The sequence below is a fragment of the Pseudomonas sp. E1BtOHC1 genome, from assembly GCF_058744285.1.
The window spans coordinates 2,099,897-2,124,265 of record NZ_CP196023.1 but is presented as its reverse complement, the minus strand read 5'-3'; the positions used below and the strand labels follow the sequence as shown (position 1 = coordinate 2,124,265).

The window sequence follows — 24,369 nt, the reverse complement described above, 5'->3', positions numbered from 1 at the left end:
CCTGGTAGGAGCCGGCTGGCCGGCGAAAGCGTTATTCGCTCACTTCACCTGCCCCAGATTCGCCTCGCTCAAATCCAGGTCCGCCAACACCTCGCGCAGTACATCGTCACCGATCTGGTGATGTCGGCTCAGGCGGTACAACTCCAGCCGTTGCGCCCGCAGGGCCTTGAGCCGCAGGCGCCGTTCCAGCAAGTCCATCTGCAATGCCAGGGCCTGAGCCTCCGCGGAATCGTTGTAGACCTCCAACTGATGCCGGTACTCAGCCATCAAACGGCCCTTGAGCTCGGTGGCCAGTGCCGCCTGGGCCGCATCGGGGGCCTCATTGGTTTCAGCCACTTCCTCGGCTTCCAGGGCATGGATCGCCGCCTCGGCGGTCTTGCGCCAAGCATCGCGGACTTCCCCACGGCGTTTGTCGTCCGGGCTTTTGACGATACCGCGCAACAGCAGCGGCAGGGCAATGCAGGCCGCCACCAGGGACAGCAGAATCACTCCGGCGGCGATAAAGATCAGCAGGTCACGCTCGGGAAATGCCTCCCCGACGCCCAGGAACAAGGGCACCGACATCACACCGGCCAAGGTCACCGCCCCACGTACCCCACCCACAGTCAGCAACCAGCAGGAGCGCGCCGTGGGCACCAGGGTCAGCTCGCCCTTGCCACGCCAGCGCCGCAGCAGCCCGGACAGACGCCAGATGCTCTGCACCCAGATAAAGCGCAACACCAACAGCACCAGGAAGATCGCCATCACATCCAGGCAGCGATAGAACAGGGTCGGCCAGAGCGAAGTCTCATGGCTGACCACAGCCTTGATGATGTCAGGCAACTGCAGCCCCAACAGTAGAAAGATCAGGCCATTGAAGGCGAACTCCAGCAGCGACCAGACGCTGCGATTGAGCAGTCGGGTGCTGGTCTGGCGCGGCAGCAGGTCGAGCCAGCTCTGCATCATTCCCGCCGCCACCGCCGAGAGAATGCCCGAGGCCCCCAGGCGCTCGGCCAGCACATAAGCCGCAAACGGCAATAGCAACATGAACACCACATGGGTCGCCGGATCGTCCCAGCCTCGGGCGATCATCCAGGCCCGCAGGCGCCCGACCAGCCAGCTCAGGGCCACACCGACCGCCAAGCCACCCACCGCCACCAGCACAAAGGTCAGACTGGCATTGGCCAGAGAAAACACTCCGGTAACGGCGGCCACCAGGGCGAACTTGAAAGTCACCAGGCCCGAGGCATCGTTCATCAGGGCCTCGCCCTGGAGCATGTGCATCAGCGGGGTTGGCAGGCGGTTCTGGGAGATGGCCGACACCGCTACAGCGTCGGTGGGCGACAGCACCGCGGCCAGGGCGAAAGCCACCGGCAACGGGATGGTCGGCAGCAGCCAGTGAATGAAATACCCGGCACCGACCACGGTGAACAGCACCAGGCCCACCGCCAGGGTCAGGATCGGGCCTCGCAAGCGCCAGAACTCGCGCTTGGGCATGCGCCAACCGTCGGAAAACAACAGGGGTGGCAGGAACAGGAAAAGGAACAGTTCCGGGTCCAGAGCCACGTGCAAACCCAGGGTCGGCCAAGCCAGCAAGGCGCCGGCGGCAATCTGTACCAGAGGCAAGGGCAGCGGAATCACCCGTCCGACCAATCGCGAGAGGCTCACCAGCATCAGCAGGATGAGGACGGTATAGGCAGTTTGCATAAAGCGAAAATCCAAGGCTCAACAAGAAAAATCGTACTCATCTCAGCTGAGAATCGCCGACGAAGTGCCATATTAGCCGCTTAAACTCGGTACTGACCGCTGCACAAAAGTCGCAACCCCCATGATCTGCTGTGCAACAACCTGCGACAAAGCCGATTTCAGGCCGACGCCGAAGCGCTGCGGTCGTGGCATAATCCGTGACCTTTCATCTCCAGCATCTCCAAAGGGGGCAATTCCTTGACCGCTTCAAGCAAAACGTTGCACCTTTTCGGCATCAAAGCCTGTGACACCATGAAAAAGGCGCGCACCTGGCTCGATGAACACGCTGTCAGCTATGACTTCCATGATTACAAAACCTCCGGCATTGACCGTGAGCACCTGAATCAGTGGTGCGACGAGCACGGCTGGCAGGTGGTGTTGAACCGCGCGGGCACGACCTTTCGCAAACTCGATGACGAAAGCAAAGCCGATCTCGACCAGGCGAAAGCCGTTGAACTGATGCTCGCGCAACCTTCGATGATCAAGCGCCCGGTGCTCGACCTCGGAGACAAGACCCTGGTTGGCTTCAAGCCAGACCTTTACGCAGCGGCGCTCAAGTAAGCCTGCTCACTCTATTTCGCAAGAGGTAACTGCATGTCCACTACTCTGTTCAGCCTGGCATTCGGTGTCGGCACCCAAAATCGTCAAGGCGCCTGGCTGGAAGTGTTCTACGCATCGCCACTGCTCAACCCTGCCGCCGAAATCGTTGCCGCTGTCGCACCGATCCTCGGTTACAGCGAAGGCAACCAGGCCATCACCTTCACCACTGCCCAGGCCGCGCAAATGGCCGACGCGCTGAAGAGCATCGACGCCACCCAGGCCGCCCTGCTGACCCGCCTGGCCGAAAGCCACAAGCCGCTGGTCGCCACCCTGCTGGCCGAAGACGCCCAGCTGACCTCCACTCCAGAGGCCTACCTGAAGCTGCATCTGCTGTCCCACCGTCTGGTCAAGCCGCACGGCCTGAGCCTGGCCGGGGTGTTCCCGCTGCTGCCGAACGTGGCCTGGACCAGCCAGGGCGCGATCGACCTGGGCGAGTTGGCCGAGCGCCAACTGGAAGCCCGCCTGCGCGGCGAGCTGCTGGAAGTATTCTCCGTGGACAAGTTCCCGAAAATGACCGACTACGTGGTGCCGAGCGGCGTGCGTATCGCTGACAGCGCGCGGATCCGCCTGGGCGCCTACATCGGCGAAGGCACCACCGTCATGCACGAAGGCTTCGTCAACTTCAACGCTGGCACCGAAGGCCCGGGCATGATCGAAGGCCGCGTATCGGCTGGGGTGTTCGTCGGCAAAGGTTCGGACCTGGGCGGCGGTTGCTCCACCATGGGCACCCTGTCGGGTGGCGGCAACATCGTGATCAAGGTCGGCGAAGGCTGCCTGATCGGCGCCAACGCCGGTATCGGCATTCCGTTGGGCGACCGCAACACCGTGGAGTCGGGCCTGTACGTGACCGCCGGCACCAAGGTGGCGCTGCTGGACGAGAACAACCAGTTGGTCAAAGTGCTCAAGGCCCGTGAATTGGCCGGCCAGCCGGACCTGCTGTTCCGTCGCAACTCGGAAACCGGCGCCGTGGAGTGCAAGACCCACAAGTCGGCCATCGAGCTGAACGAAGCGCTGCACGCTCACAACTAAGCAGCGATTCGGTTTCACTGGAACCGGCCGGGCGCTTATCATCGGCGCCCGGCCTGTTCAAACGAGTTCTGCCACCATGCTTGTACCCTCCCCCTGGCGCGCCGACTTCCCGGCCATCGCCGCCCTGCATCGCCAGGACCAGACGTACCTGGACAACGCCGCCACCACGCAAAAACCCCAAGCCCTGCTGGACGCCCTGGCCCACTACTACGCCAATGGCGCGGCCAACGTGCATCGCGCGCAGCACCTGCCCGGTGCCCACGCTACCCAGGCTTTCGAGGACAGTCGCCGCAAGGTCGGCCAATGGCTGAATGCCGGTGACAGCGGGCAGATCGTCTTCACCCACGGCGCCACTTGCGCGCTGAACCTCCTGGCTTATGGCCTGGAGCATCAATTTGAAAGCGGCGATGAGATCGTCATCAGCGCCCTTGAACACCATGCCAACCTGCTGCCCTGGCAACAGTTGGCCCAACGTCGCGATCTCAAGCTGCTGATCCTGCCCCTGGATGCCGACGGTCTGATCGACATCGATGCGGCAAGCCGCCTGATTGGCCCGCGCACTCGCCTGCTGGCGGTGAGCCAGTTGTCCAATGTGCTTGGCGCCTGGCAACCCTTGACGCCACTGCTGGCCATGGCCAAGGCCCAAGGCGCACTGACGGTGATCGACGGCGCCCAGGGCGTGGTTCATGGCCGTCACGATGTGCAGGCCCTGGGCTGCGACTTCTATGTGTTCTCCAGCCATAAACTCTATGGTCCGGACGGCGTCGGCGTGCTGTTCGGCCGCCATGCCGCGCTCAAGCGCCTGCGTCATTGGCAGTTCGGCGGAGAAATGGTCCAGGACGCCGACTACCAGCACGCCAGCTTTCGCCCGGCGCCCCTGGGGTTCGAGGCCGGTACACCACCAATTGCCGGGGTTATCGGCTTGGGGGCTACCTTGGACTATCTTGGCGCCCTGGATCAGCAAGCAGTCACCGCACATGAAGCCGCGCTGCACGCCTATCTGTTGCAGGGCTTGCAGGCACGCAACGGCATCCGCCTGCTGGGCACGCCGCAACTGGCTCTGGTCAGCTTCGTCGTGGACGGCGTACACAACGCCGACCTGGCGCACCTGCTGACCGAACAGGGCATTGCCGTACGTGCCGGTCACCATTGCGCCATGCCGCTGATGAAGAGCTTCGGCCTCGCCGGGGCGATTCGCGTATCCCTGGCGCTGTACAACGATTCCGAGGACCTGGAGCGCTTCTTCGAGGCTCTGGATCAGGCCTTGGAGCTGCTGCGATGAGCCTGCCGGACGATGCCGTTGCCGCCCTGGAGGTCTTTCAGCAAGCCCCAGGCTGGGAGCAGCGTGCGCGCTTGCTGATGCAATGGGGCGAGCGCCTGCCGGCCCTGGACGAAGCGGACAAGATCGAAGCCAATCGGGTGCTGGGTTGTGAGAGCCAGGTCTGGCTGGTGGCAAGCCTGCATGAGGGGCGCTGGCAGTTCGCCGCCGCCAGCGACGCGCGGCTGATTCGCGGTTTGGTGGCCTTGCTGCTGGCCCGGGTCAATGGCCTGACGGCGCAGCAGTTGCAGGAAGTGGACCTGGCCGACTGGTTCAACCAGTTGGGCCTGTCACGTCAACTCTCGCCATCGCGCAGCAACGGCTTGAATGCCGTACTGCAGCGCATGGGCGAACTGGCTCTATAGGAGCCGCCCACCCTCTGCACCGCAGGAGCCGGCTTGCCGGCGAACAGGGCCTCAAGCCGAGCATCGCCCTCTGGTTCCCTTTCGCTGGCAAGCCAGCTCCTACAACAACCAGCGTCTGTGCAATCCGGCCTTATGCGCCGGGCTTGCTGCGTTCAGATGGGCGGCGCACGCCGGCAACGATCTTGTCTACCGCCTTGGTCGCCGCCACCATGCCGAAGGTCGCGGTGACCATCATCACCGCGCCAAAGCCACCGGCGCAGTCGAGCTTGACCCCATCGCCGACAAAACTCTTTTGCAGGCAGATGCTGCCGTCCGGCTTCGGATAACGCAGCTGCTCGGTGGAAAACACGCAGGGCACGCTGTAATGCCGGGTCACGGTACGCGAGAAACCGTAGTCACGACGCAGGGTGGAACGCACTTTGGAGGCCAATGGGTCGTTGAAGGTGCGGTTCAGGTCGCAGACCTGAATCAGGGTCGGGTCGATCTGCCCGCCGGCGCCGCCGGTGGTGATGATCTGGATCTTGCGCCGCTTGCACCAGGCGATCAGCGCCGCCTTGGCATTCACGCTGTCGATGCAGTCGATCACGCAATCAATGTCCGGGGTGATGTACTCGGCCATGGTGTCCCGGGTGACGAAATCCGTCACCGCGTGCACGGTGCAGTCCGGGTTGATGCCCCGCAGGCGCTCGGCCATGACTTCGACCTTGGGCTTGCCCACGGTGCTGTCCAGGGCATGCAGTTGCCGGTTGCTGTTGCTGACGCAGACATCGTCGAGGTCGAACAGCGAAATTTCGCCCACCCCGCAACGAGCGATGGCTTCCGCCGCCCAAGAACCGACCCCGCCGACCCCGACGATCGCCACATGGGCCGCCCGCAGCCGCTCCAGGCCTTCAATGCCATACAAACGGGCGACGCCGGCAAACCGTGGATCTTCTGTACTCATGACCATCACCTAAAAAACCGGCGCGCATTATAGGGCCTCAAGGCGACAAGTTTTAACCTTGAAGCTACAAGTAAAGAACTTAAACCCGAATACAGTGCCCAAGGTCTGGCTTTCCTCTGTGCGCTGTACGCTCAGTTGAGGGCCGGTGTAGGATGCCCGCCGTTTGGCGCCTGCCAACCCTTCCCTCGTTCCACACCTTTTGGAACCCGAAATAGCTATGTCATCGCGTAAATTTGGACTCAATCTGGTGATAGTGCTGGCCATTGCCGCCCTGTTCACCGGTTTCTGGGCGCTGATCAATCGCCCGGTCTCGGCCCCCGACTGGCCGGAACAGATCTCCGGTTTTTCCTACTCGCCTTTCCAGCAGGGCCAGTTCCCACAGAAGGACCAGTTCCCGTCCGACGATGAAATGCGTCGCGACCTGGAGATCATGAGCAAGCTGACCGACAACATCCGTACCTATTCGGTGGACGGCAGCCTGCAAGACATTCCCAAGCTGGCGGAAGAGTTCGGCCTGCGGGTAACCCTGGGGATCTGGATCAGCCCGGACCTGGAGCGCAACGAGCGGGAAATCATGCGCGCCATCGAGCTGGCCAACAGCTCCCGCAGCGTAGTCCGCGTCGTGGTGGGCAACGAAGCGATCTTCCGCAAGGAAATCACCGCCGACCAGTTGTCGGTGCTTCTCGACCGGGTCCGCGCCGCGGTGAAAGTCCCGGTCACCACTTCTGAGCAGTGGCACGTCTGGGAAGAACACCCGGAACTGGCCAAGCACGTCGACCTGATCGCCGCGCACATCCTGCCCTACTGGGAGTTCATCCCGGTGGACAAGGCCGGACAGTTCGTCCTCGACCGCGCCCGTGACCTGAAGAAGATGTTTCCAAAAAAACCGCTGCTGCTGTCCGAAGTGGGCTGGCCGAGCAACGGCCGCATGCGCGGTGGGGCTGACGCCAGCCCGGCAGACCAGGCGATCTACCTGCGCACCCTGGTCAACAAGCTCAACCGCCAGGGCTACAACTACTTCGTCATCGAAGCCTTCGACCAACCGTGGAAGGCCAGTGACGAAGGTTCGGTAGGCGCCTATTGGGGCGTGTTCAACGCCGCGCGCCAGCAGAAGTTCAACTTCGAAGGCCCAGTGGTGGCGATCCCGCAATGGCGGGTGCTGGCTATCGGTTCGGTGGTGCTGGCGCTGCTGTCTCTGACCCTGCTGATGATCGACGGCTCGGCCCTGCGCCAGCGTGGCCGGACCTTCCTGACCTTCATCGCCTTCCTTTGCGGCTCGGTGCTGGTATGGATCGGCTACGACTACAGCCAGCAATACAGCACCTGGTTCAGCCTGACGGTGGGCTTCCTGCTGGCCCTCGGCGCGCTGGGGGTATTTATCGTACTGCTCACCGAAGCCCATGAACTGGCCGAGGCGGTGTGGATCCACAAGCGCCGGCGCGAGTTCCTGCCGGTGGAAGGCGACTCCAACTATCGGCCGAAAGTCTCGATTCACGTGCCCTGCTACAACGAGCCGCCGGAGATGGTCAAACAGACCCTCAACGCCCTGGCCAACCTCGATTACCCGGACTTCGAAGTCCTGATCATCGACAACAACACCAAGGACCCGGCGGTCTGGGAGCCGGTGCAGGCCTATTGCGAAACCCTGGGCCCGCGCTTCAAGTTCTTCCACGTCGCGCCATTGGCCGGTTTCAAGGGCGGGGCGCTGAACTACCTGCTGCCGCACACCGCCAAGGATGCCGAAGTGATCGCGGTGATCGACTCCGACTACTGCGTCGACCGCAACTGGCTCAAGCACATGGTGCCGCACTTCGCCGATCCGAAGATCGCCATCGTGCAATCGCCCCAGGACTATCGCGACCAGAACGAAAGCACCTTCAAGAAGCTCTGCTATGCGGAATACAAGGGCTTCTTCCATATCGGCATGGTCACTCGCAATGACCGCGACGCGATCATCCAGCACGGCACCATGACCATGACCCGGCGCTCGGTGCTCGAAGAACTGGGCTGGGCCGACTGGTGCATCTGCGAAGATGCCGAGCTGGGTCTGCGGGTGTTCGAGAAAGGCCTGTCGGCGGCGTACCACCACGAAAGCTACGGCAAGGGCCTGATGCCCGATACCTTCATCGACTTCAAGAAACAGCGTTTCCGCTGGGCCTACGGCGCGATCCAGATCATCAAGCGCCATACCGCCAGCCTGCTGCGCGGCAAGGACACCGAGCTGACCCGTGGCCAGCGTTACCACTTCCTCGCGGGCTGGCTGCCGTGGGTCGCGGACGGCATGAACATCTTCTTCACCCTCGGCGCCCTGCTGTGGTCGGCGGCGATGATCATCGTGCCGCAACGGGTCGACCCGCCGCTGCTGATTTTCGCCATCCCGCCCCTGGCGCTGTTCGTGTTCAAAGTCGGCAAGATCATCTTCCTCTACCGCCGAGCAGTAGGGGTCAACCTCAAGGACGCGTTCTGCGCGGCCCTGGCGGGCCTGGCCTTGTCCCACACCATTGCCAAGGCAGTGCTTTACGGCTTCTTCACCAGCAGCATCCCGTTCTTCCGCACACCGAAGAACGCCGACAACCACGGTTTCTGGGTGGCAATCTCGGAAGCACGGGAAGAGTTGTTCATCATGCTGCTGTTGTGGGGCGCGGCACTGGGGATCTTCCTGGTACAAAAGGGCCTACCAAGCAACGACATGCGCTTCTGGGTGACCATGCTCCTGGTGCAGTCGCTGCCCTATGTGGCGGCACTGGTCATGGCGTTCCTGTCGTCACTGCCAAAACCTTCGGAACAACCCGAGCCGGCTCCTGCAGCCTAAATCGATCCAAAGCACTAAACGGCGGCCTCAGGCCGCCGTTTTGCTTTAAGATACCCGCCATTTTGCGCGCCCCGCCCACCCCTTGTAGGAGCTGGCTTGCCAGCGAACAGAGCGCCACGGTATTTCTGCCCAACCGCCATCGCCGCACAGCCGGCTCCTACACAATGCCTTGCACCGGAGTGACCCATGACGGCCCATGCCGAGCTTTCGCCGACCCTGCAACTTGCCTGTGATCTGATCCGCCGCCCTTCCGTGACGCCGATCGACGCCGACTGCCAGAAACTGATGATGCAGCGCCTGGGCGACGCCGGCTTCAAGCTGGAACCGATGCGCATCGAGGACGTGGACAACTTCTGGGCCACTCATGGCCAACATGAAGGCCCAGTGCTGTGTTTTGCCGGCCACACCGACGTGGTGCCCACCGGCCCGGTCCAGGCCTGGCAGAACGACCCGTTCGAAGCCCTGATCGACGAACACGGCATGCTTTGCGGTCGCGGCGCGGCGGACATGAAAGGCAGCCTGGCCGCCATGCTGGTGGCCGCCGAGCGTTTCGTCGCCGACTACCCAGACCACAAGGGCTCGGTGGCCTTCCTGATCACCAGCGACGAAGAAGGCCCGGCGCACCACGGCACCAAGGCGGTGGTGGAGCGTCTGGCAGCACGCAAGGAGCGCCTGGACTGGTGCATCGTCGGTGAGCCTTCGAGCACCAGCCTGGTGGGCGACGTGGTCAAGAACGGCCGCCGCGGCTCCCTTGGCGCCAAGCTCACGGTGCGTGGGGTACAGGGCCATGTGGCCTACCCGCACCTGGCCAAGAACCCGATCCACCTGGCGGCACCGGCCCTGGCGGAATTGGCGGCCGAGCACTGGGACGACGGCAATGCGTTCTTCCCGCCCACCAGCTTCCAGATCTCCAACCTCAACTCCGGCACCGGCGCCACCAACGTGATCCCAGGTGATCTGGTGGCGGTGTTCAACTTCCGCTTCTCCACCGAATCCACCGTTGAAGGCCTGCAACAACGGGTTGCTGCGATCCTCGACAAGCACGGCCTGGACTGGCACGTGGACTGGGCCCTGTCCGGCCTGCCGTTCCTCACCGAACCCGGCGCCCTGCTGGACGCGGTCTCGGCCAGCATCAAGCAGATCACCGGTCGCGAGACTAAGGCGTCCACCAGCGGCGGCACTTCCGACGGGCGTTTCATCGCCACCCTGGGCACCCAGGTGGTGGAGTTGGGCCCGGTCAACGCCACCATCCATCAGGTCAATGAGCGCATCCTGGCCAGTGACCTGGATGTGCTGACCGAGATCTACTACCAGACCCTGATCAAGTTGCTTGCCTGATGCTTGCCTGTCCTCTTTGCAGCGCCCCGCTGAACGCCGTGGACAATGGCGTGGTCTGCCCGGCCGGGCATCGCTTCGACCGTGCTCGCCAGGGTTACCTGAACCTGCTGCCGGTGCAGCACAAGAACAGCCGTGACCCGGGCGACAACCAGGCCATGGTCGAGGCCCGCCGCGATTTCCTCAACGCCGGGCATTACGCCCCGGTGGCCAGACGCCTGGCAGAACTGGCGGCAGAACGCGCGCCCCAGCGCTGGGTCGACATCGGCTGTGGCGAGGGTTACTACACCGCGCAACTGGCCGAGTCCCTGCCCGGTGCCGATGGTTACGCTCTGGATATTTCCCGGGAGGCAGTGAAACGCGCTTGCCGTCGCGCCCCGCAACTGACCTGGATGGTCGCCAGCATGGCGCGCATTCCCCTGGCCGATGCCAGCTGCCAGTTTCTCGCCAGCGTCTTCAGCCCCCTCGACTGGCTGGAGGCCAAGCGCCTGTTGAGCCCCGGCGGCGGCCTGATGAAAGTCGGTCCTACCAGCGGCCACCTGATGGAACTGCGTGAACGCCTGTACGACGAAGTGCGCGAATACACCGACGACAAGCACCTGGCCCTGGTGCCGCCTGGCATGGCCCTGGCTCACAGCGAAACCCTGGAGTTCAAGCTGCGCCTGGAACGCCCGGAAGATCGCGCCAATCTACTGGCCATGACGCCCCACGGCTGGCGCGCCAGCGCCGAACGACGGGCCGCAGTGATCGAGCAGGCCGAGCCTTTCGAGGTCAGCGTGTCGATGCGCTACGATTACTTCGTGCTGCAATAACCCCACTTAACCCAACGACCGCGGGCATGGGCCCGGGGTCGAAGAAATCCGCGAATGGATTTTTCAGACCGGCAATGAGGACATCCATGCGCCAGCCCGATATCGAGATTTACCTGAAAGACGCCGACGTCGACTACAAGGCCATCGCCACCTGGCTCGGCGCCGTGCTCGGCCCTTGCAGCGAGTGGGTACAGAAAGGTCAGACCTACAAATGCACAGCAGGCACAGTACCCGTGACCTGGCTGCCCAAGGCCGTTGGCAAGTGGAACAGCCTGTACCTGGAAAGCGACCAGACCCCGTGGGACGACGACATTGCCTGTGCCCGCGCCGCCTTTGCCGCGCTGAATGTGGAAGTGCGCTGCGCACCGGGCAGTTGGGTCGAGGAAGAAGGTGAAGAGACCGCCGATCGCTGGATTCGCATCAGCACCGACGGCGAAGAAGAGATTACCTGGCGCACCGCCTGAACACCGCATACCCGTAGGAGCCGGCTTGCCGGCGAAGAGGCCTTCAAGACTTGCGTTCGATAGACGGGCGCCTTCGCTGGCAAGCCAGCTCCTACAAGGTTGGTTACAAGCCGACGACGTCTTCGGCTTGCAGACCTTTCTGGCCTTCGACCACGGCGTATTCCACCTGCTGGCCTTCGGTCAGCGAGCGGTGGCCTTCGCCACGGATCGCCCGATAGTGGACAAACACGTCCGCCCCACCTTCACGCTGGATAAAACCGTAGCCCTTGGCGTCGTTGAACCACTTCACGTTGCCGGTCTCACGAGTAGTCATGAATCCATACCTCATTTTTTTATTATTGGATTGGTGCACTGCTACCAAACCTTGAGAACTTTCCCTCGACCTGCCTCTCTATGACTGGAGGCAATACGGCCGCGGGAGAGTCGGCCGAGTATATGACAGGCGTAAAAACTCTCAACTCAATCTTGTTTCGGCGCTTTTTTGCCGATTTTCGACGAATCCGGCACACTACCGCTCCCGAGCAGTTGCTCGGTTTTCTACTCACTCACGCAGAAGCCGTATGACCCGCTCCCCGATCCGCCGTCTTGTGTTTGGCACCTTGCGCCGACTGCTGTACCTCTGGGTCCGCTCGGAAACCATCAACCAGTCGTCCTTCACCCTCGACCTCGACCGCAGCCGGCCGGTGTTCTACGTCCTGCAAAACCCATCCCTGACCGACCTCGCCGTGGTCGATACCGAATGCACCAAGGCCGGGCTGCCACGCCCGGTGCTGCCGGTGTCGGTGGGCAACCTGCTGGAGCCCGCGGCGTTCTTCTACCTGACCCCGGAACCCGACTGGCTCGGCCGCCAGGACAAGCGCGGCGCACCACCGACCCTGACCCGGCTGGTCAGCGCCCTGACCCAGAACGCAGCCGAAGATGCGCAGATCATTCCGGTCAGCGTGTTCTGGGGCCAGTCCCCGGACAGCGAGTCCAGCCCCTGGAAGCTGCTGTTTGCCGACAGTTGGGCGGTCACCGGACGCCTGCGTCGGCTGCTGAGCATCATGATCCTGGGGCGCAAGACCCGGGTGCAGTTCTCGGCCCCGATCAACCTGCGGGAGCTGATCGAGCACAACAAGGGTCACGAGCGCACCGTGCGCATGGCCCAGCGCATCCTGCGGGTGCACTTTCGCAACCTCAAGGCCGCGGTCATCGGCCCGGACATCTCCCACAGGCGCAACCTGGTCAAGGGTCTGCTCAACCAGCCTCTGGTGAAACAGGCGATCCTCGACGAAGCCGAGCGCGAGAAGATCTCCCCGGAAAAGGCCAAGGCCCAGGCCCTGCGCTACGGCAACGAGATCGCCTCGGACTACACCTACACCGCGATCCGCTTCCTGGAAGTGGTGCTGAGCTGGTTCTGGAACAAGATCTACGACGGGATCAAGGTCAACCACCTCGAAGGCGTGCAGAAAATCGCCCAGGGCCACGAAGTGATCTACGTGCCCTGCCACCGCAGCCATATCGACTACCTGCTGCTGTCCTACCTGCTGTTCCGCAACGGCCTGACCCCGCCGCACATCGCCGCCGGGATCAACCTCAACATGCCGGTGATCGGCAGCCTGCTGCGCCGCGGCGGGGCCTTCTTCATGCGCCGCACCTTCAAGGGCAATCCGTTGTACACCTCGGTGTTCAACGAGTACCTGCACACCCTGTTCACCAAGGGCTTCCCGGTGGAGTACTTCGTCGAGGGCGGCCGCTCGCGCACCGGACGCATGCTGCAGCCCAAGACCGGGATGCTCGCCATCACCCTGCGCAGCTTCCTGCGTTCCTCACGCATGCCCATCGTTTTCGTGCCGGTGTACATCGGCTACGAGCGGGTTCTGGAAGGCCGCACCTACCTGGGCGAACTGCGCGGCGCAAGCAAGAAGAAGGAGTCGATCTTCGACATCTTCAAAGTCATCGGTGCCCTCAAACAGCGCTTTGGCCAGGTGGCGGTGAACTTCGGCGAACCGATCAAACTGGCGGAATTCCTCGACCAGGAACAACCGGACTGGCGCACCCAGGAACTGGGCCCGCAATACCGCCCGGCCTGGCTCAACGAAACCACCAACCGTCTGGGCGAGCGGGTGGCCCAGCACCTCAATGAAGCTGCGGCGATCAACCCGGTGAACCTGGTAGCCCTGGCCCTGCTGTCCACCAGCCGCTTGGCCCTGGACGACCGGGCCATGGCCCGGGTCCTGGACCTGTACCTGGCACTGTTGCGGCGCGTGCCCTACTCGCCCCACACCACCTTGCCGGAAGGCGACGGCCAGGCGCTGATCCAGCACGTCAAGGACATGAATCTGCTGGCCGAGCAGAGCGACGCCCTGGGCAAGATCCTCTACCTGGACGAGCAGAACGCCGTCCTGATGACCTACTACCGCAACAACGTGCTGCACATCTTCGCCCTGCCGGCGCTGCTGGCGAGCTTCTTCCAGAGTTCATCGCGCATGAGCCGCGAACAGATCCTGCGCTACACCCGTGCGCTGTATCCCTACCTGCAGGCGGAGCTGTTCATCCGCTGGCCCCTGGAAGAACTGGATGCGGTGGTGGATCAATGGCTGGAGGCCTTCGTCGAACAGGGCCTGCTGCGCTTCGAGAAAGACCTGTACCTGCGCCCGGCGCCCAGCTCGCGGCATTTTGTTTTGCTGACCCTGCTCTCCAAGAGCATCGCCCAGACCCTGCAGCGCTTCTACATGGCCATTTCCCTGTTGCTCAACAGCGGCCAGAACAGTATCAGCGCCGAAGAACTGGAAGACCTGTGCACCGTCATGGCCCAGCGCCTGTCGATCCTCCATGGCCTCAATGCCCCGGAGTTCTTCGACAAGAGCCTGTTCCGCCACTTCATCCAGACCCTGCTGGATCAAGGCGTGCTGCGCCGCGACGAAGCCGGCAAGCTGAGCTACCACCCACTGCTGGGGGAACTGGCCGAAGGCGCAGCCAAACGGGTGCTGCCGGCGGAGATTCGCCTGTCGATCCGCCAGGTCGCCCTGCACCGCAGCGAAGATGCCGCCGACCAGCTCGCGGCACCGGCGCAAAACGACTAGATTCTTATCGGCGCCGCAGAACCTGCGGCGCCCTCGATACGGAGATCCGTCATGAAAAAACTCACCCTGCTGGCAGCCACTGCGCTGCTTGGAGCCTGCCAAGCCATGCACCCCGCAGCCAGAGCCAGCCTCGACGGCGAAGTCTTCTATCTGCAACGCATCGCCCTGCCACCTGCCGCCACCTTGAGCGTGAGCCTGCAGGACGTATCCCTGGCGGACGCTCCGGCGGTGGTCCTGGCCGAGCAGAATGGTCCGGTCAAAGGCCAGGTGCCGCTGCCCTTCCACCTCAGCTACGACCCGGCCCAGGTCAAGCCCGGCCACCGCTATGCGGTCAGCGCGCGGATCGAACTGGACGGCAAGCTGATGTTCATCACCACCGAACACAACGGGGTCAACCTCGACGGCAAGGATCCCCAGCCGTTGAAACTCCGTGTCGACGCTGTACGTTAATTTTCATTGCCCAAGGAAGCCGCCATGCTCCGTACCTCGCTCCGTTTCACCAGCCTATGCGCTGGCCTGCTGATCTCCGCCAGTGCCCTGGCCCTGTCCCTGAGCGACCTGTCCCAGGGTGACGCCAGCGGTGGCCTCAAGGATGCCCTGACCCAAGGCGCACAGATCGCCGTCAAACAGCTGGGGACGCCCGGTGGGTTCAGCAACAACCCCGATGTGCGCATCGAACTGCCGGGCAACCTCGGTAAAGTCGCGAAGAAAATGAAACAGTTCGGCATGGGTGATCAGGTCGATCAACTGGAAACCAGCATGAACAAGGCCGCAGAGGCTGCCGTGCCGCAAGCGCAAGCACTGCTGGTGGATGCGGTGAAGAAGATGACCGTGGCTGACGCCAAGGGCATTCTCGCCGGTGGCAAGGACTCCGCCACCCAGTATCTGGACAAGAGCAGCCGCGAGCAGATCCGCGCCAAGTTCCTGCCTATCGTCAAGCAAGCCACCGATCAGGTTGGCCTGGCCAAGCAATACAACTCCTTCGCCGGCCAGGCCGCGACCCTGGGTGTGCTGGATGCCAAGAGCGCCAATATCGAGGGTTACGTGACCGAGCAGGCCCTCAATGGCCTGTTCGAAATGATCGGCAAGCAGGAAGAGACCATTCGCCAGAACCCGGCGGCTGCAGCTACCAGCCTGGCCAAGAAGGTCTTCGGCACCCTCTGATCCGTCCTGCGGCCTTGCCCACTGCCTAGCGGGCAAGGCCACAAGTTGCCGGCGAGCGCTCAGCGCTCGCCGTGTACTTGCAGACTCGCCCCTTCCCGCACCTGTGGATCGTCCAGCGCAACATCCAGCGCCTGGTGAAACCACTTCAACGCCACTTCAAATCGTCCGTGCCACAGCTGCTCGCTGGCTCCGGCGCGAATCCCTGCCTGTACCTGTGCCGCCATGGCGAAGTCTTCCTCCAGGGCGCTGTAGAGAATCTGATTGTTCTTCTGGAAATAGCGCAGAGCCTGGTCACTGGCCGGCTCCTGCTGCAACAAGGTATGCCCGAGGACTCGTGTGGCCAGCGGCCCGTCAGGAAAGACCGTGGAGAAATCCAGGTGATCGGGCTCCACCAGCACCAGGGTATTGGGCCAGAGAAAATACAGCAGGTTGCCGTGGCGGCGCAGGTCCCACTGGCTCTCGGGCAAGTCCCGCAGTTCCTGCAGATTGCGCTTCACATAGAAGTTGCGGATATGCCGGCCATGGCGCTCGAACAGTCCCAGGTTGGGCCAGAACAGATGATCGATGGTCGCCTGATGGGCCTTGGCGACGTGGTAGTTCTCCAGGAAGGTGTCGATGGTCAGCTTCCAGTTCACCGGGCGGCGAATGTCCTGGGGGTCGAACAGGACATGGCGGTCTATGGCGAAACTGTCGAAATCCGCCAGGATCTGTTCACCGAAGAAGGCCGCAAGGTCCAGGGCCGGTCCTGCTGAATGACGCACCCAGACCGCGCCGAAGCGCTCGGCTACCGGCACCTCGGTCAGGTTCAGGCAAGCCCTCTGGATATCGGCAAAACCATAGGCATGGGGAATGCCTCGCAGTTGTCCGTCGGGGTTATAGGACCAGCCATGATAAGGACAGACAAACACCCGATTGGCACCGGCAACGTCGCTCACCAGTTGCGTACCACGGTGCTTGCAGACATTCAGGAAGGCCCGCAGCCGCCCCGAAGGATCGCGGCTCAGCAACAAGGGAGCCAGCAGGTCGCGGGTGAGAAAATGCCCGGCGGCAATTTCCGTCGAACGCGCCACCAGCAAGGGTTCCCGGAACAGCATCTGGCGTTCGCGCTGATAACGCTGTTCATCGAGGTAGACCCTGGCGGGCAAGGCACTCGCCGCTTCGGCGCCATCGGAAATGCCCTGCTCGGCCAGCGCCAGGGCTTTCTTGAGTAGCTGTACCTGGGTCGCGTGCTGCATGGGCGCCTCCTGCTGAGATCAGGTTCCCTGGAAAGGGGCCAGGGGCCCTGGATGAAATGCCGGAGCTGGCGCTCCGATCATGGTGCCCTCAACGGCCTGCAGTCCATTGACGACTCCGCGGCCCAAGCCTGCTGGTCCTGGAGCCCTGGCAGCGGATGTTCGAGAAGCGCGTTGCCCAATGGCTGGGAAGCCTGTGCCCCGCAAAAACCAGGCCGGGCAATCTCTACCCGGCCCTGGTTGATGCCTTGCGCGTTGCCCGGCTCAGTCCTTCCTGACCCGGAACCAGGCCGCATACAGCGCCGGCAGGAACAGCAGGGTCAAGACCGTGGCAACAATCAGGCCGCCCATGATGGCCACCGCCATCGGCCCGAAGAACACACTGCGCGACAGCGGAATCATCGCCAGTACCGCCGCCAGGGCGGTGAGCACGATAGGACGGAAACGCCGCACAGTGGCTTCGATGATCGCATCCCAGGGACGCAGGCCGGCCTTGATGTCCTGTTCGATCTGGTCCACCAGGATCACCGAGTTGCGCATGATCATCCCGGACAGGGCAATGGTGCCGAGCATGGCCACAAAGCCGAATGGCTGGCGGAACACCAGGAGGAACAGGGTGACCCCGATCAGCCCCAGGGGCGCGGTGAGGAACACCATGGCCGTGCGCGAAAAGCTGCGCAGCTGAATCATCAGCAAGGTCAGCACCACCACGATGAACAGGGGTACGCCAGCCTTCACCGAGTTCTGGCCACGGGTCGAGTCCTCGACAGTGCCGCCCACCTCCAGCAAGAAGCCGTCCGGCAGTTCGGCACGGATCGGCTCCAGGGTGGGCAGAATCTGCTGCACCAACGTCGCGGGCTGTTCCTTGCCGTAGATATCGGCACGCACGGTAACGTTGGGCAGGCGATTACGGTGCCAGATCACCCCTTCCTCGAAGCCGTACTCCAGGGTCGCGACCTGGGACAGCGACACGCTCTGACCGTTATCGGTAGGCACTGCCAGGCTTGGCAGCAGTGCCAGCTCTGTGCGCTCCTGCTGGGTTCCACGCAGGAGAATCTCGATCAGTTCGTTGTCCTCACGGTACTGACTGACGGTGGAACCGATCAGCGAGCTCTGCAGGAACTTCGACAGGTTGGCGGTGCTGACACCCAGCGCCCGGGCCCGGTCCTGATCGATATTCAGGTAGACCACCTTGCTCGGCTCCTCCCAGTCCAGGTGAACGTTGACCACGTGGGGGTTCTCCCGCACCTTGGCCGCCACCTTGCGCGCCAGGGCGCGAACCTCTTCGATGTGCTCACCCGTGACCCGGAACTGCACCGGGTAACCCACTGGCGGACCGTTCTCCAGGCGCGTGACCCGGGAGCGCAGGGCCGGGAACTGTTCATTGAGGGTGGCGATCAGCCAACCCCGCAGGCTCTCCCGCTCTTCGATGGTCTTGGCCAGCACCACGAACTGGGCAAAGCTGGTGGCCGGCAGTTGCTGGTCCAGCGGCAGATAGAAACGCGGCGAGCCGATACCCACGTAGGCCACATAGTTATCGATGCCCGGGTGATCCTTGAGCATCGCCTCCAGGCGCTTGACCTCATCGGCGGTGTTGCTCAGGGAAGCGCCTTCCGCCAGTTTCAGGTCGACCATCAACTCCAGGCGGCCGGAGGCCGGGAAAAACTGCTGCGGAACAAAACGGAACAGCATCACCGAGCCGACGAACGCCAGGATGGTCAGGACGATCACGGTCTTGCGCCGCTCCACGCACCAACCCACCACCCGGCGCACGCGCTGGTAGAAAGGCGTGCCATGGGGATTGGACTCGGCGCCGTGCTTGGCGGCGTGGATCTTGGCCAGGTCCGGCAGAAGCTTTTCCCCCAGATAGGGAACAAACACCACGGCAGCAATCCACGACGCCACCAGGGCAATGGTCACCACCTGGAAGATCGAGCGGGTGTACTCGCCGGTGCCGGACTGGGCCGTGGCAATCGGCAAAAAGCCCGCTGCGGTAATCAGGGTACCGGTGAGCATGGGAAAGGCGGTGCTGGTCCAGGCAAAGCTGGCGGCCTTGATCCGGTCGAAACCCTGCTCCATCTTGATCGCCATCATTTCCACCGCAATGATCGCGTCGTCCACCAACAGGCCCAGCGCCAGCACCAGGGCGCCCAGGGAAATCTTGTGCAGGCCTATCCCCAGGTAGTACATGGTGGCGAACGTAATCGCCAGCACCAGGGGAATCGCCAGGGCCACCACCATGCCGGTGCGCACGCCCAGGGAGAAGAAACTCACCAGCAGGACGATAATCAGGGCCTCGGCCAGCACCCGGACAAACTCGCCGACCCCGGTCTTCACCGCCGCCGGCTGGTCGGACACCTTGCGCAGTTCCATCCCCGCCGGCAGGCTTTTCTGCAGGCGGGAGAACTCGCCCTCCAGGGCCTTGCCCAACACCAGGATGTCGCCGCCGTCCTTCATCGCCACGGCCAGGCCAATGGCGTCATCACCCATGAAGCGCATGCGCGGTGCCGGTGGATCATTGAAGCCCCGGCGCACATCCGCCACATCACCGATGCGAAAGGTGCGGTCGGCGACCCGAATCGGGAAATTGCGGATCTGCTCCACCGTCTGGAAATTGCCGGATACCCGCAATTGCACCCGCTCGCTGGGGGTCTCGAAGAACCCCGCAGTGGACACCGCGTTCTGTTCCTCCAGCGCCTTTTGCACCGCTGCCAGGGGCAGGCCCAGGGTTGCCAGCTTGACGTTGGACAGCTCGATCCAGATCTTTTCGTCCTGCAGGCCCAGCAGATCGACCTTGCCCACGTCCTTGACCCGCTGCAGCTGGATCTGGATACGGTCGGCGTAGTCCTTGAGCACGGCGTAGTCGAAGCCCTGTCCGGTCAGCGCATAGATATTGCCGAAGGTAGTGCCGAACTCATCGTTGAAGAACGGCCCCTGGATACCCGGCGGCAGGGTCTGGCGGATGTCGCTGATCTTCTTGCGAACCTGATACCAGAGTTCGGGAATCTCGTTGGAGTGCATCGAATCCCGGGCAATGAAGGTCACCTGGGATTCCCCGGGGCGGGAGAAGGAAACGATGCGATCGTACTCGCCGGTTTCCATGAGTTTCTTTTCAATGCGCTCGGTGACCTGGCGCGAGACTTCCTGGGCCGTGGCCCCCGGCCAGTTGGTGCGGATCACCATGGCCTTGAAGGTGAAAGGCGGGTCTTCGCTCTGGCCCAGCTTGGTGTAGGACAGCGCACCGACAATCGCCAGCAACAGCATCAGGAACAGGACGATCTGACGATTGCGCAACGCCCATGCGGAAAGGTTGAAACCCATCGGGGACTACTCCTTGACCGCCAGATTGACCACACGGTTGGAGCGATCCACCGGGCGCACCTGCAAGCCCTCATGGAGCACATGCACCCCGGCTGCCACCACCCAATCGCTGGCGCTCAAGCCTTCGAGCACCGGCACTGTCTTCTCACCGAAAGCACCGACCCGTACCGGCGTCTTGTGCAAGGTGTTGTTGGCATCGACTCGCCAAACGTAGGTCGCGCCACCTTCGGCAGTCAGCGCCGACAACGGCACCGACAGCGACAGCGCATCAGCGCTCTGGATGAACACCCGGGCGCTCTGGCCCAATTCCGCCGGAACCTTGCCGGCACTGAAGGCAATGCGTGCAGCAAAGGTCCGGGACTTGGGATCGGCAGCCGGGGACAACTCACGGATGCGCCCATCGAAGCGTTGGCCCGGCTGGGTCCAGAGCTCAACCGAGACAGGCTGGCCGACCTTGAAGCGACCGTAGTTCTGCTCGGGGAAGCTGATCAGCACCTCGCGCTCACCGTCAGTGGCGAGCGTAAAGACTGTCTGCCCGGCCGCCACCACTTGACCCACTTCCACTGCGCGCTTGGCCACCACGCCATCCTGCGGGGCACGCAGCACGGCATAACCGGCCTGGTTGTTGGCCACGTCGAACTCGGCCTTGATCTGCTTCAGGCGGGCTTCACCGGCACGGTAGAGGTTTTCGGCGTTGTCGTACTGGGAATGGCTGACCATCTGCCGCTCCAGCAGGGTCTTGTAGCGATCACGCTCGGCACGCACCAGATTGAGGTTGGCGGTGGCCGCCGTAACCTGGGCCCGAGTGGCCTCCAGTTGCAGGCGTACATCCTGGGGATCGAGTTCGGCCAGGGGCTGATTGGCCTTGACCCGCTCGCCTTCCTCCACCAGTCGTCGACTGACCTTGCCGCCGATACGGAACGCCAGGTCGGGTTCGTAGCGGGCTCGCACCTCGCCCGGATAACTGTCCGAGGCCCGTGCCGAAGGCTCTGGCTGGACCACCATGGCCGGTCGGACGCCAATTTGAACGGGCTCTTCGTGCCCACAAGCAGACAGAAAAAAAGCCAGGCTGACTGGCAAGGCATAGCGGAACATGGCGGCGACCTTTCGCTAATGGTGCTTGGAATAATTATACTGGCCGGTATGTTATTAATAGCAAACTCACCAGTCCAGTATTAACAGCGAAAAAAATGTCCGACAATCACTCCGCAAACGTTGGGCCAGGCAGGCCCAAGGATCTGGCCAAACGTCAGGCCATTCTCGAAGCAGCGAAAGCCCTGTTTCTGAGTAATGGCTACGCCAGTACCAGCATGGATGCGGTCGCCGCCGAAGCCGGCGTTTCAAAGCTCACGGTCTATAGCCATTTCAACGACAAAGAGACCCTGTTCACTGCCGCCGTGGTGGCCAAGTGCGAAGAGCAGCTGCCCACGCTGATCTACGAACTGACGCCCGACACACCGGTGCGAGGCGTCCTGTTGAACATCGCACGAGGCTTTCATCAGTTGATCAACAGCGATGAGTCGGTGAACCTGCATCGCTTGATCATGGCCCTGGGCAACCAGGACCCCAAGCTCTCGCAAATGTTCATTGAGGCCGGCCCCGAGCGCGTTCTGCAGGGTATGGAACGGCTGCTGGGGCGAATCAATCAGCTGGGCACCTTGCACATCGACAAGCCGCGCAATGCCGCCGAGCATTTCTTCTGCATGCTCAAGGGCGGGGCGAACTTCCGCCTGCTCTATGGTTGCGGCGAGCCCTTGAGAGGCGCGGCTGCAGAAGAGCACGTGCAGGAAGTGGTGGATCTGTTCATGCGCGCCTATCGGCCGTAGAAACCGGCAGGTGCGGGAGCAGGCTGGTGTAGGAGCTGGTTTGCCAGCGAAGAGGCCCTGAGATCGCCTTCGCCGGCAAGCCGGCTCCTACAACCAGGAACCCTCCCCTGAAACCGCTTTTGCCAGCAAGCCGGCGCCTGCATCGGATTCAGGCCTTGAGGGCCTTCTTCGGGTAGATGTCGTAGCGACTGGATTTCCCTTCCAGTCCATGGCTTGGCTTCGGCCCTTCAATGCACGGTGCCTTGCGCGGGCGCTTGACCACCACCCGATGGCTGGCCAGGGCCAAGGCGGCGGCCAGCAGTGCCGGAGCGTCATTGTCGTCCCCCACCAGCGGCCGGAACAGACGCATTTCCTTTTTCACCAAGGCGCTTTTCTCCCGATGGGGAAACATCGGATCGAGGTAGATCACCTGGGGCGGCTCGCCCTCCCAGTTGCGCATCAGTTCGATGGAGTTGCCCTTGAGCAAGTGCATGCGGGCCACGATAGGCGCCACCTCGGCGTCCAGCGCACCACGGGCCAGCCCGTCCTCCAGCAGCGCACCAATCAACGGCTGGCGCTCGATCAGGCTCATCTCGCAGCCCAGGGTCGCCAGGACAAACCCATCCTTGCCCAAGCCTGCCGTGGCATCCAGCACCCGTGGCCGCACGCCCTGAGCAACGCCCACCGCCTTGGCAATCATCTGCCCGCTGCCGCCACCGTAAAGCCGCCGATGGGCCGCGCCGCCTTCAACGAAGTCCACCCGCACCGGCCCTGGCGCATCGGCGCCCAGCTGCTGCAATTGCAGCCCCAGCTCACCCACCTGCAGGGCAAACTCGGCCTCCTCGATCTGCAACGGCAGTCCCAGGCGTTGTGCCCATTGCTGAGCCTGCGGCGCGAATCCAGCGTCCAAGGCCTCGACTTTGATGCGGCAGGCCGCGGGTTGCTCATTCATCTGAAAACACACTCAAAAAATTAATGATCGGCAAAAACTGCCGATAACAGAACTATCGGCCATTTTGCCAGAGCTCAGCGTCGACCGAGAGCAATGTCAGACATTCAACGCACATCGATAGGTTATATTTCGCCCCACGGCGACTATGGCCTGCGCAATTCCCAGGCACTGAGCGGCGTCAGCCATCTGTGGCAGGATTTCTTTGCCCAGGCCCTGGCCGAGCAACAGGGGGAAGGCGCGAACGTTGAAGGGCTGCCTGCGGTGGCCATCGATGGTCCCGTGGAGCCGGTTGGCGGCACCGATGTACTGACGCAGATCGTCAACCAGCGCCATTGCGATGTTCAGGACACCGAGGTTCGCCCCCCTGAGCCGCTGTTCCTGCCGATCGCCGAATTCGAAATGGAGCTGCTGGACAAGCCGGCTCCGCCCTTCCCTCCAGAAGAAATCGTTGCCCAGCAACGTCAGCAGGACTTTGAGAGTGGCTGGGTTCGCCCGATCGTGCTCAATGCCGGCCAACCGCTACCGACTCCCGGCCCGGCGCCGGAACCGCGTCCATTGCACCTGCCCATCGCCGAATTCGAACTGGACCTGCTGGATAAACCGGCCGAGCCATTCCCAGCGCAGGAGCTTATCGAACAACAACGGCAGATGGACTTCGACATCGGCTGGGCGCGTCCGCTGATTCTGCAGAACCTGCGCATCGCCGCCTGAGCCCCCTCCTCAGCGATATATCCACCAAGGCCCTACATCCAGATGAAAATGGTTGTGATGGGCACTGTTGTAGTCCGGCCCCAGCACCACATTGAATGCACCACAGGCACCGTCCCGGGCCAGCCGCAAAAAGCGTCCCGCATCACTGTCCTTCGGCCAATCCCTGAGCACGCTGATGCTGCGCCCGTCCGCCAGTCGAAAACCGGCAATGTCCAGGGCATTGGCACTGGCGTGCTGACTGCGAGCACCATTCTCACGGCTGTACATATTGCGGCAGGCAAAACTGCCCAGATGATCGACCCGCGCCACGCGCTGTCCATACACCGCCTGTGCCGCGGGCTGCAGCCCATGGCGCTCATACAGGGCAAAGGCCACCGCCAGCGGGCAACTGGCGAGAAAGCTGCTGCTCAAGGCAACATCGCCACCTTGCACGCGCAAGGTGTTGCTCAATGGGCAGGCCACATCGCCCCGACTGTCAGGCTGGCGGCTGATGCGCAGGCCGGAGCGGCCAAGCACCTCGTCGCACAACTGCGGATCGTCCCGCAGTCGCGCCAGCTTGAAGCGGGTCAACAGATTCGGCTTGGCCCTTAGATCCAGCGGCGCCCAAGGGTTCCAGGCATCCGCCAGCGGCACCCAGCCCAGGCGTATGCCGATCAACAACAAGGCGCCCAGCAACAACAGGACGCCCAGAATTTTCACCACCCGCACAGAATGTC

The 24,369-nt window shown here is 62.9% G+C and carries 21 protein-coding genes; 13 read left to right on the top strand and 8 right to left on the bottom strand.

Translation table 11 applies throughout. The features are described 5' to 3' along the window. Positions 1–39: 39 nt before the first annotated feature. Positions 40–1,686, bottom strand: a complete 1,647-nt coding sequence (locus ACSSVC_RS09690; RefSeq protein WP_404938331.1) for a Na+/H+ antiporter — start codon at positions 1,684–1,686, stop codon at positions 40–42. Positions 1,687–1,923: 237 nt separating this feature from the next. On the opposite strand from ACSSVC_RS09690, the gene ACSSVC_RS09685 reads away from it, so the two are divergent. From ACSSVC_RS09685 to ACSSVC_RS09670, 4 genes are all read left to right on the top strand, one after another. Further along, a complete protein-coding gene (locus tag ACSSVC_RS09685) occupies positions 1,924–2,286 on the top strand; it encodes an ArsC family reductase (RefSeq protein ID WP_346633435.1) in 363 nt (120 codons plus the stop codon). Positions 2,287–2,319: 33 nt separating this feature from the next. After that, positions 2,320–3,354, top strand: coding sequence for a 2,3,4,5-tetrahydropyridine-2,6-dicarboxylate N-succinyltransferase (dapD, locus tag ACSSVC_RS09680; RefSeq protein WP_015634328.1), 1,035 nt, complete (start codon positions 2,320–2,322; stop codon positions 3,352–3,354). 76 nt (positions 3,355–3,430) lie between these two features. Then, positions 3,431–4,636: an aminotransferase class V-fold PLP-dependent enzyme gene (locus tag ACSSVC_RS09675; protein ID WP_346633436.1), complete on the top strand. Its 1,206-nt coding sequence runs from the start codon at positions 3,431–3,433 to the stop codon at positions 4,634–4,636. After that, positions 4,633–5,037, top strand: coding sequence for a SufE family protein (locus ACSSVC_RS09670; protein ID WP_404938329.1), 405 nt, complete (start codon positions 4,633–4,635; stop codon positions 5,035–5,037). Before ACSSVC_RS09675 ends, ACSSVC_RS09670 begins: the two co-directional genes overlap by 4 nt. Before the next feature lie 130 nt (positions 5,038–5,167). Here ACSSVC_RS09670 and tcdA read toward each other — a convergent pair whose 3' ends face one another. Beyond that, positions 5,168–5,980 carry a tRNA cyclic N6-threonylcarbamoyladenosine(37) synthase TcdA gene (gene tcdA, locus ACSSVC_RS09665; protein ID WP_492612226.1) on the bottom strand — a complete coding sequence of 271 codons (813 nt, stop codon included), beginning with the start codon at positions 5,978–5,980 and terminating at the stop codon, positions 5,168–5,170. A gap of 217 nt (positions 5,981–6,197) precedes the next feature. Here tcdA and ACSSVC_RS09660 point away from each other — a divergent pair, with 217 nt between their 5' ends. The 4 genes from ACSSVC_RS09660 (at position 6,198) to ACSSVC_RS09645 (ending at position 11,403) form a co-directional block, all read left to right on the top strand. Next, positions 6,198–8,792, top strand: a complete 2,595-nt coding sequence (locus ACSSVC_RS09660; protein WP_346633438.1) for a glycosyltransferase — start codon at positions 6,198–6,200, stop codon at positions 8,790–8,792. A 186-nt stretch (positions 8,793–8,978) separates the two neighbouring features. After that, positions 8,979–10,130 (top strand): succinyl-diaminopimelate desuccinylase, encoded by a 1,152-nt coding sequence (dapE, locus tag ACSSVC_RS09655; protein ID WP_346633439.1) that lies wholly within the window; start codon positions 8,979–8,981, stop codon positions 10,128–10,130. Beyond that, positions 10,130–10,939 carry a putative RNA methyltransferase gene (locus ACSSVC_RS09650; protein ID WP_404938325.1) on the top strand — a complete coding sequence of 270 codons (810 nt, stop codon included), beginning with the start codon at positions 10,130–10,132 and terminating at the stop codon, positions 10,937–10,939. The genes dapE and ACSSVC_RS09650 overlap by 1 nt, the downstream gene beginning before the upstream one ends. 86 nt (positions 10,940–11,025) lie before the next feature. Then, positions 11,026–11,403, top strand: coding sequence for a hypothetical protein (locus ACSSVC_RS09645; RefSeq protein WP_346633441.1), 378 nt, complete (start codon positions 11,026–11,028; stop codon positions 11,401–11,403). Between the two features lie 103 nt (positions 11,404–11,506). Here the strand turns inward: ACSSVC_RS09645 and ACSSVC_RS09640 are convergent, their stop codons facing one another. Beyond that, positions 11,507–11,716, bottom strand: coding sequence for a cold-shock protein (locus tag ACSSVC_RS09640; RefSeq protein WP_011059510.1), 210 nt, complete (start codon positions 11,714–11,716; stop codon positions 11,507–11,509). Between the two features lie 247 nt (positions 11,717–11,963). Here ACSSVC_RS09640 and plsB point away from each other — a divergent pair, with 247 nt between their 5' ends. Genes plsB through ACSSVC_RS09625 form a run of 3 tightly spaced genes read left to right on the top strand, consistent with a single transcriptional unit; the run spans position 11,964 to position 15,632 of the window. Next, positions 11,964–14,468 carry a glycerol-3-phosphate 1-O-acyltransferase PlsB gene (gene plsB, locus ACSSVC_RS09635; protein WP_346633442.1) on the top strand — a complete coding sequence of 835 codons (2,505 nt, stop codon included), beginning with the start codon at positions 11,964–11,966 and terminating at the stop codon, positions 14,466–14,468. Between the two features lie 51 nt (positions 14,469–14,519). Beyond that, positions 14,520–14,918, top strand: a complete 399-nt coding sequence (locus ACSSVC_RS09630; RefSeq protein WP_346633443.1) for a YbaY family lipoprotein — start codon at positions 14,520–14,522, stop codon at positions 14,916–14,918. Between the two features lie 24 nt (positions 14,919–14,942). Next, positions 14,943–15,632, top strand: a complete 690-nt coding sequence (locus ACSSVC_RS09625; protein ID WP_102878539.1) for a DUF4197 domain-containing protein — start codon at positions 14,943–14,945, stop codon at positions 15,630–15,632. A 59-nt stretch (positions 15,633–15,691) separates the two neighbouring features. Here the strand turns inward: ACSSVC_RS09625 and ACSSVC_RS09620 are convergent, their stop codons facing one another. The 3 genes from ACSSVC_RS09620 to ACSSVC_RS09610 all read right to left on the bottom strand — a co-directional run bounded on the left by ACSSVC_RS09620 (position 15,692) and on the right by ACSSVC_RS09610 (position 21,280). Beyond that, on the bottom strand, positions 15,692–16,867 hold the full coding sequence (locus ACSSVC_RS09620) for an aromatic ring-hydroxylating oxygenase subunit alpha (protein WP_346633444.1): 1,176 nt from the start codon (positions 16,865–16,867) through the stop codon (positions 15,692–15,694). Between the two features lie 261 nt (positions 16,868–17,128). Beyond that, positions 17,129–20,185, bottom strand: a complete 3,057-nt coding sequence (locus tag ACSSVC_RS09615; protein WP_346633445.1) for an efflux RND transporter permease subunit — start codon at positions 20,183–20,185, stop codon at positions 17,129–17,131. Between the two features lie 6 nt (positions 20,186–20,191). Continuing rightward, complete coding sequence (locus tag ACSSVC_RS09610; protein WP_346633446.1) at positions 20,192–21,280, bottom strand: efflux RND transporter periplasmic adaptor subunit; 1,089 nt, start codon at positions 21,278–21,280, stop codon at positions 20,192–20,194. A 95-nt stretch (positions 21,281–21,375) separates the two neighbouring features. Between ACSSVC_RS09610 and ACSSVC_RS09605 the strand changes: the two genes are divergently transcribed. Continuing rightward, positions 21,376–22,011 carry a TetR/AcrR family transcriptional regulator gene (locus ACSSVC_RS09605; RefSeq protein ID WP_346633447.1) on the top strand — a complete coding sequence of 212 codons (636 nt, stop codon included), beginning with the start codon at positions 21,376–21,378 and terminating at the stop codon, positions 22,009–22,011. Between the two features lie 148 nt (positions 22,012–22,159). Here the strand turns inward: ACSSVC_RS09605 and ACSSVC_RS09600 are convergent, their stop codons facing one another. Further along, positions 22,160–22,942 carry a class I SAM-dependent methyltransferase gene (locus tag ACSSVC_RS09600; protein ID WP_346633448.1) on the bottom strand — a complete coding sequence of 261 codons (783 nt, stop codon included), beginning with the start codon at positions 22,940–22,942 and terminating at the stop codon, positions 22,160–22,162. A 93-nt stretch (positions 22,943–23,035) separates the two neighbouring features. Here ACSSVC_RS09600 and ACSSVC_RS09595 point away from each other — a divergent pair, with 93 nt between their 5' ends. Then, positions 23,036–23,653 (top strand): energy transducer TonB, encoded by a 618-nt coding sequence (locus ACSSVC_RS09595; protein WP_492612225.1) that lies wholly within the window; start codon positions 23,036–23,038, stop codon positions 23,651–23,653. A 9-nt stretch (positions 23,654–23,662) separates the two neighbouring features. Here ACSSVC_RS09595 and ACSSVC_RS09590 read toward each other — a convergent pair whose 3' ends face one another. Next, a complete protein-coding gene (locus tag ACSSVC_RS09590; RefSeq protein WP_492612224.1) occupies positions 23,663–24,361 on the bottom strand; it encodes an extensin-like domain-containing protein in 699 nt (232 codons plus the stop codon). Positions 24,362–24,369: the final 8 nt, after the last annotated feature.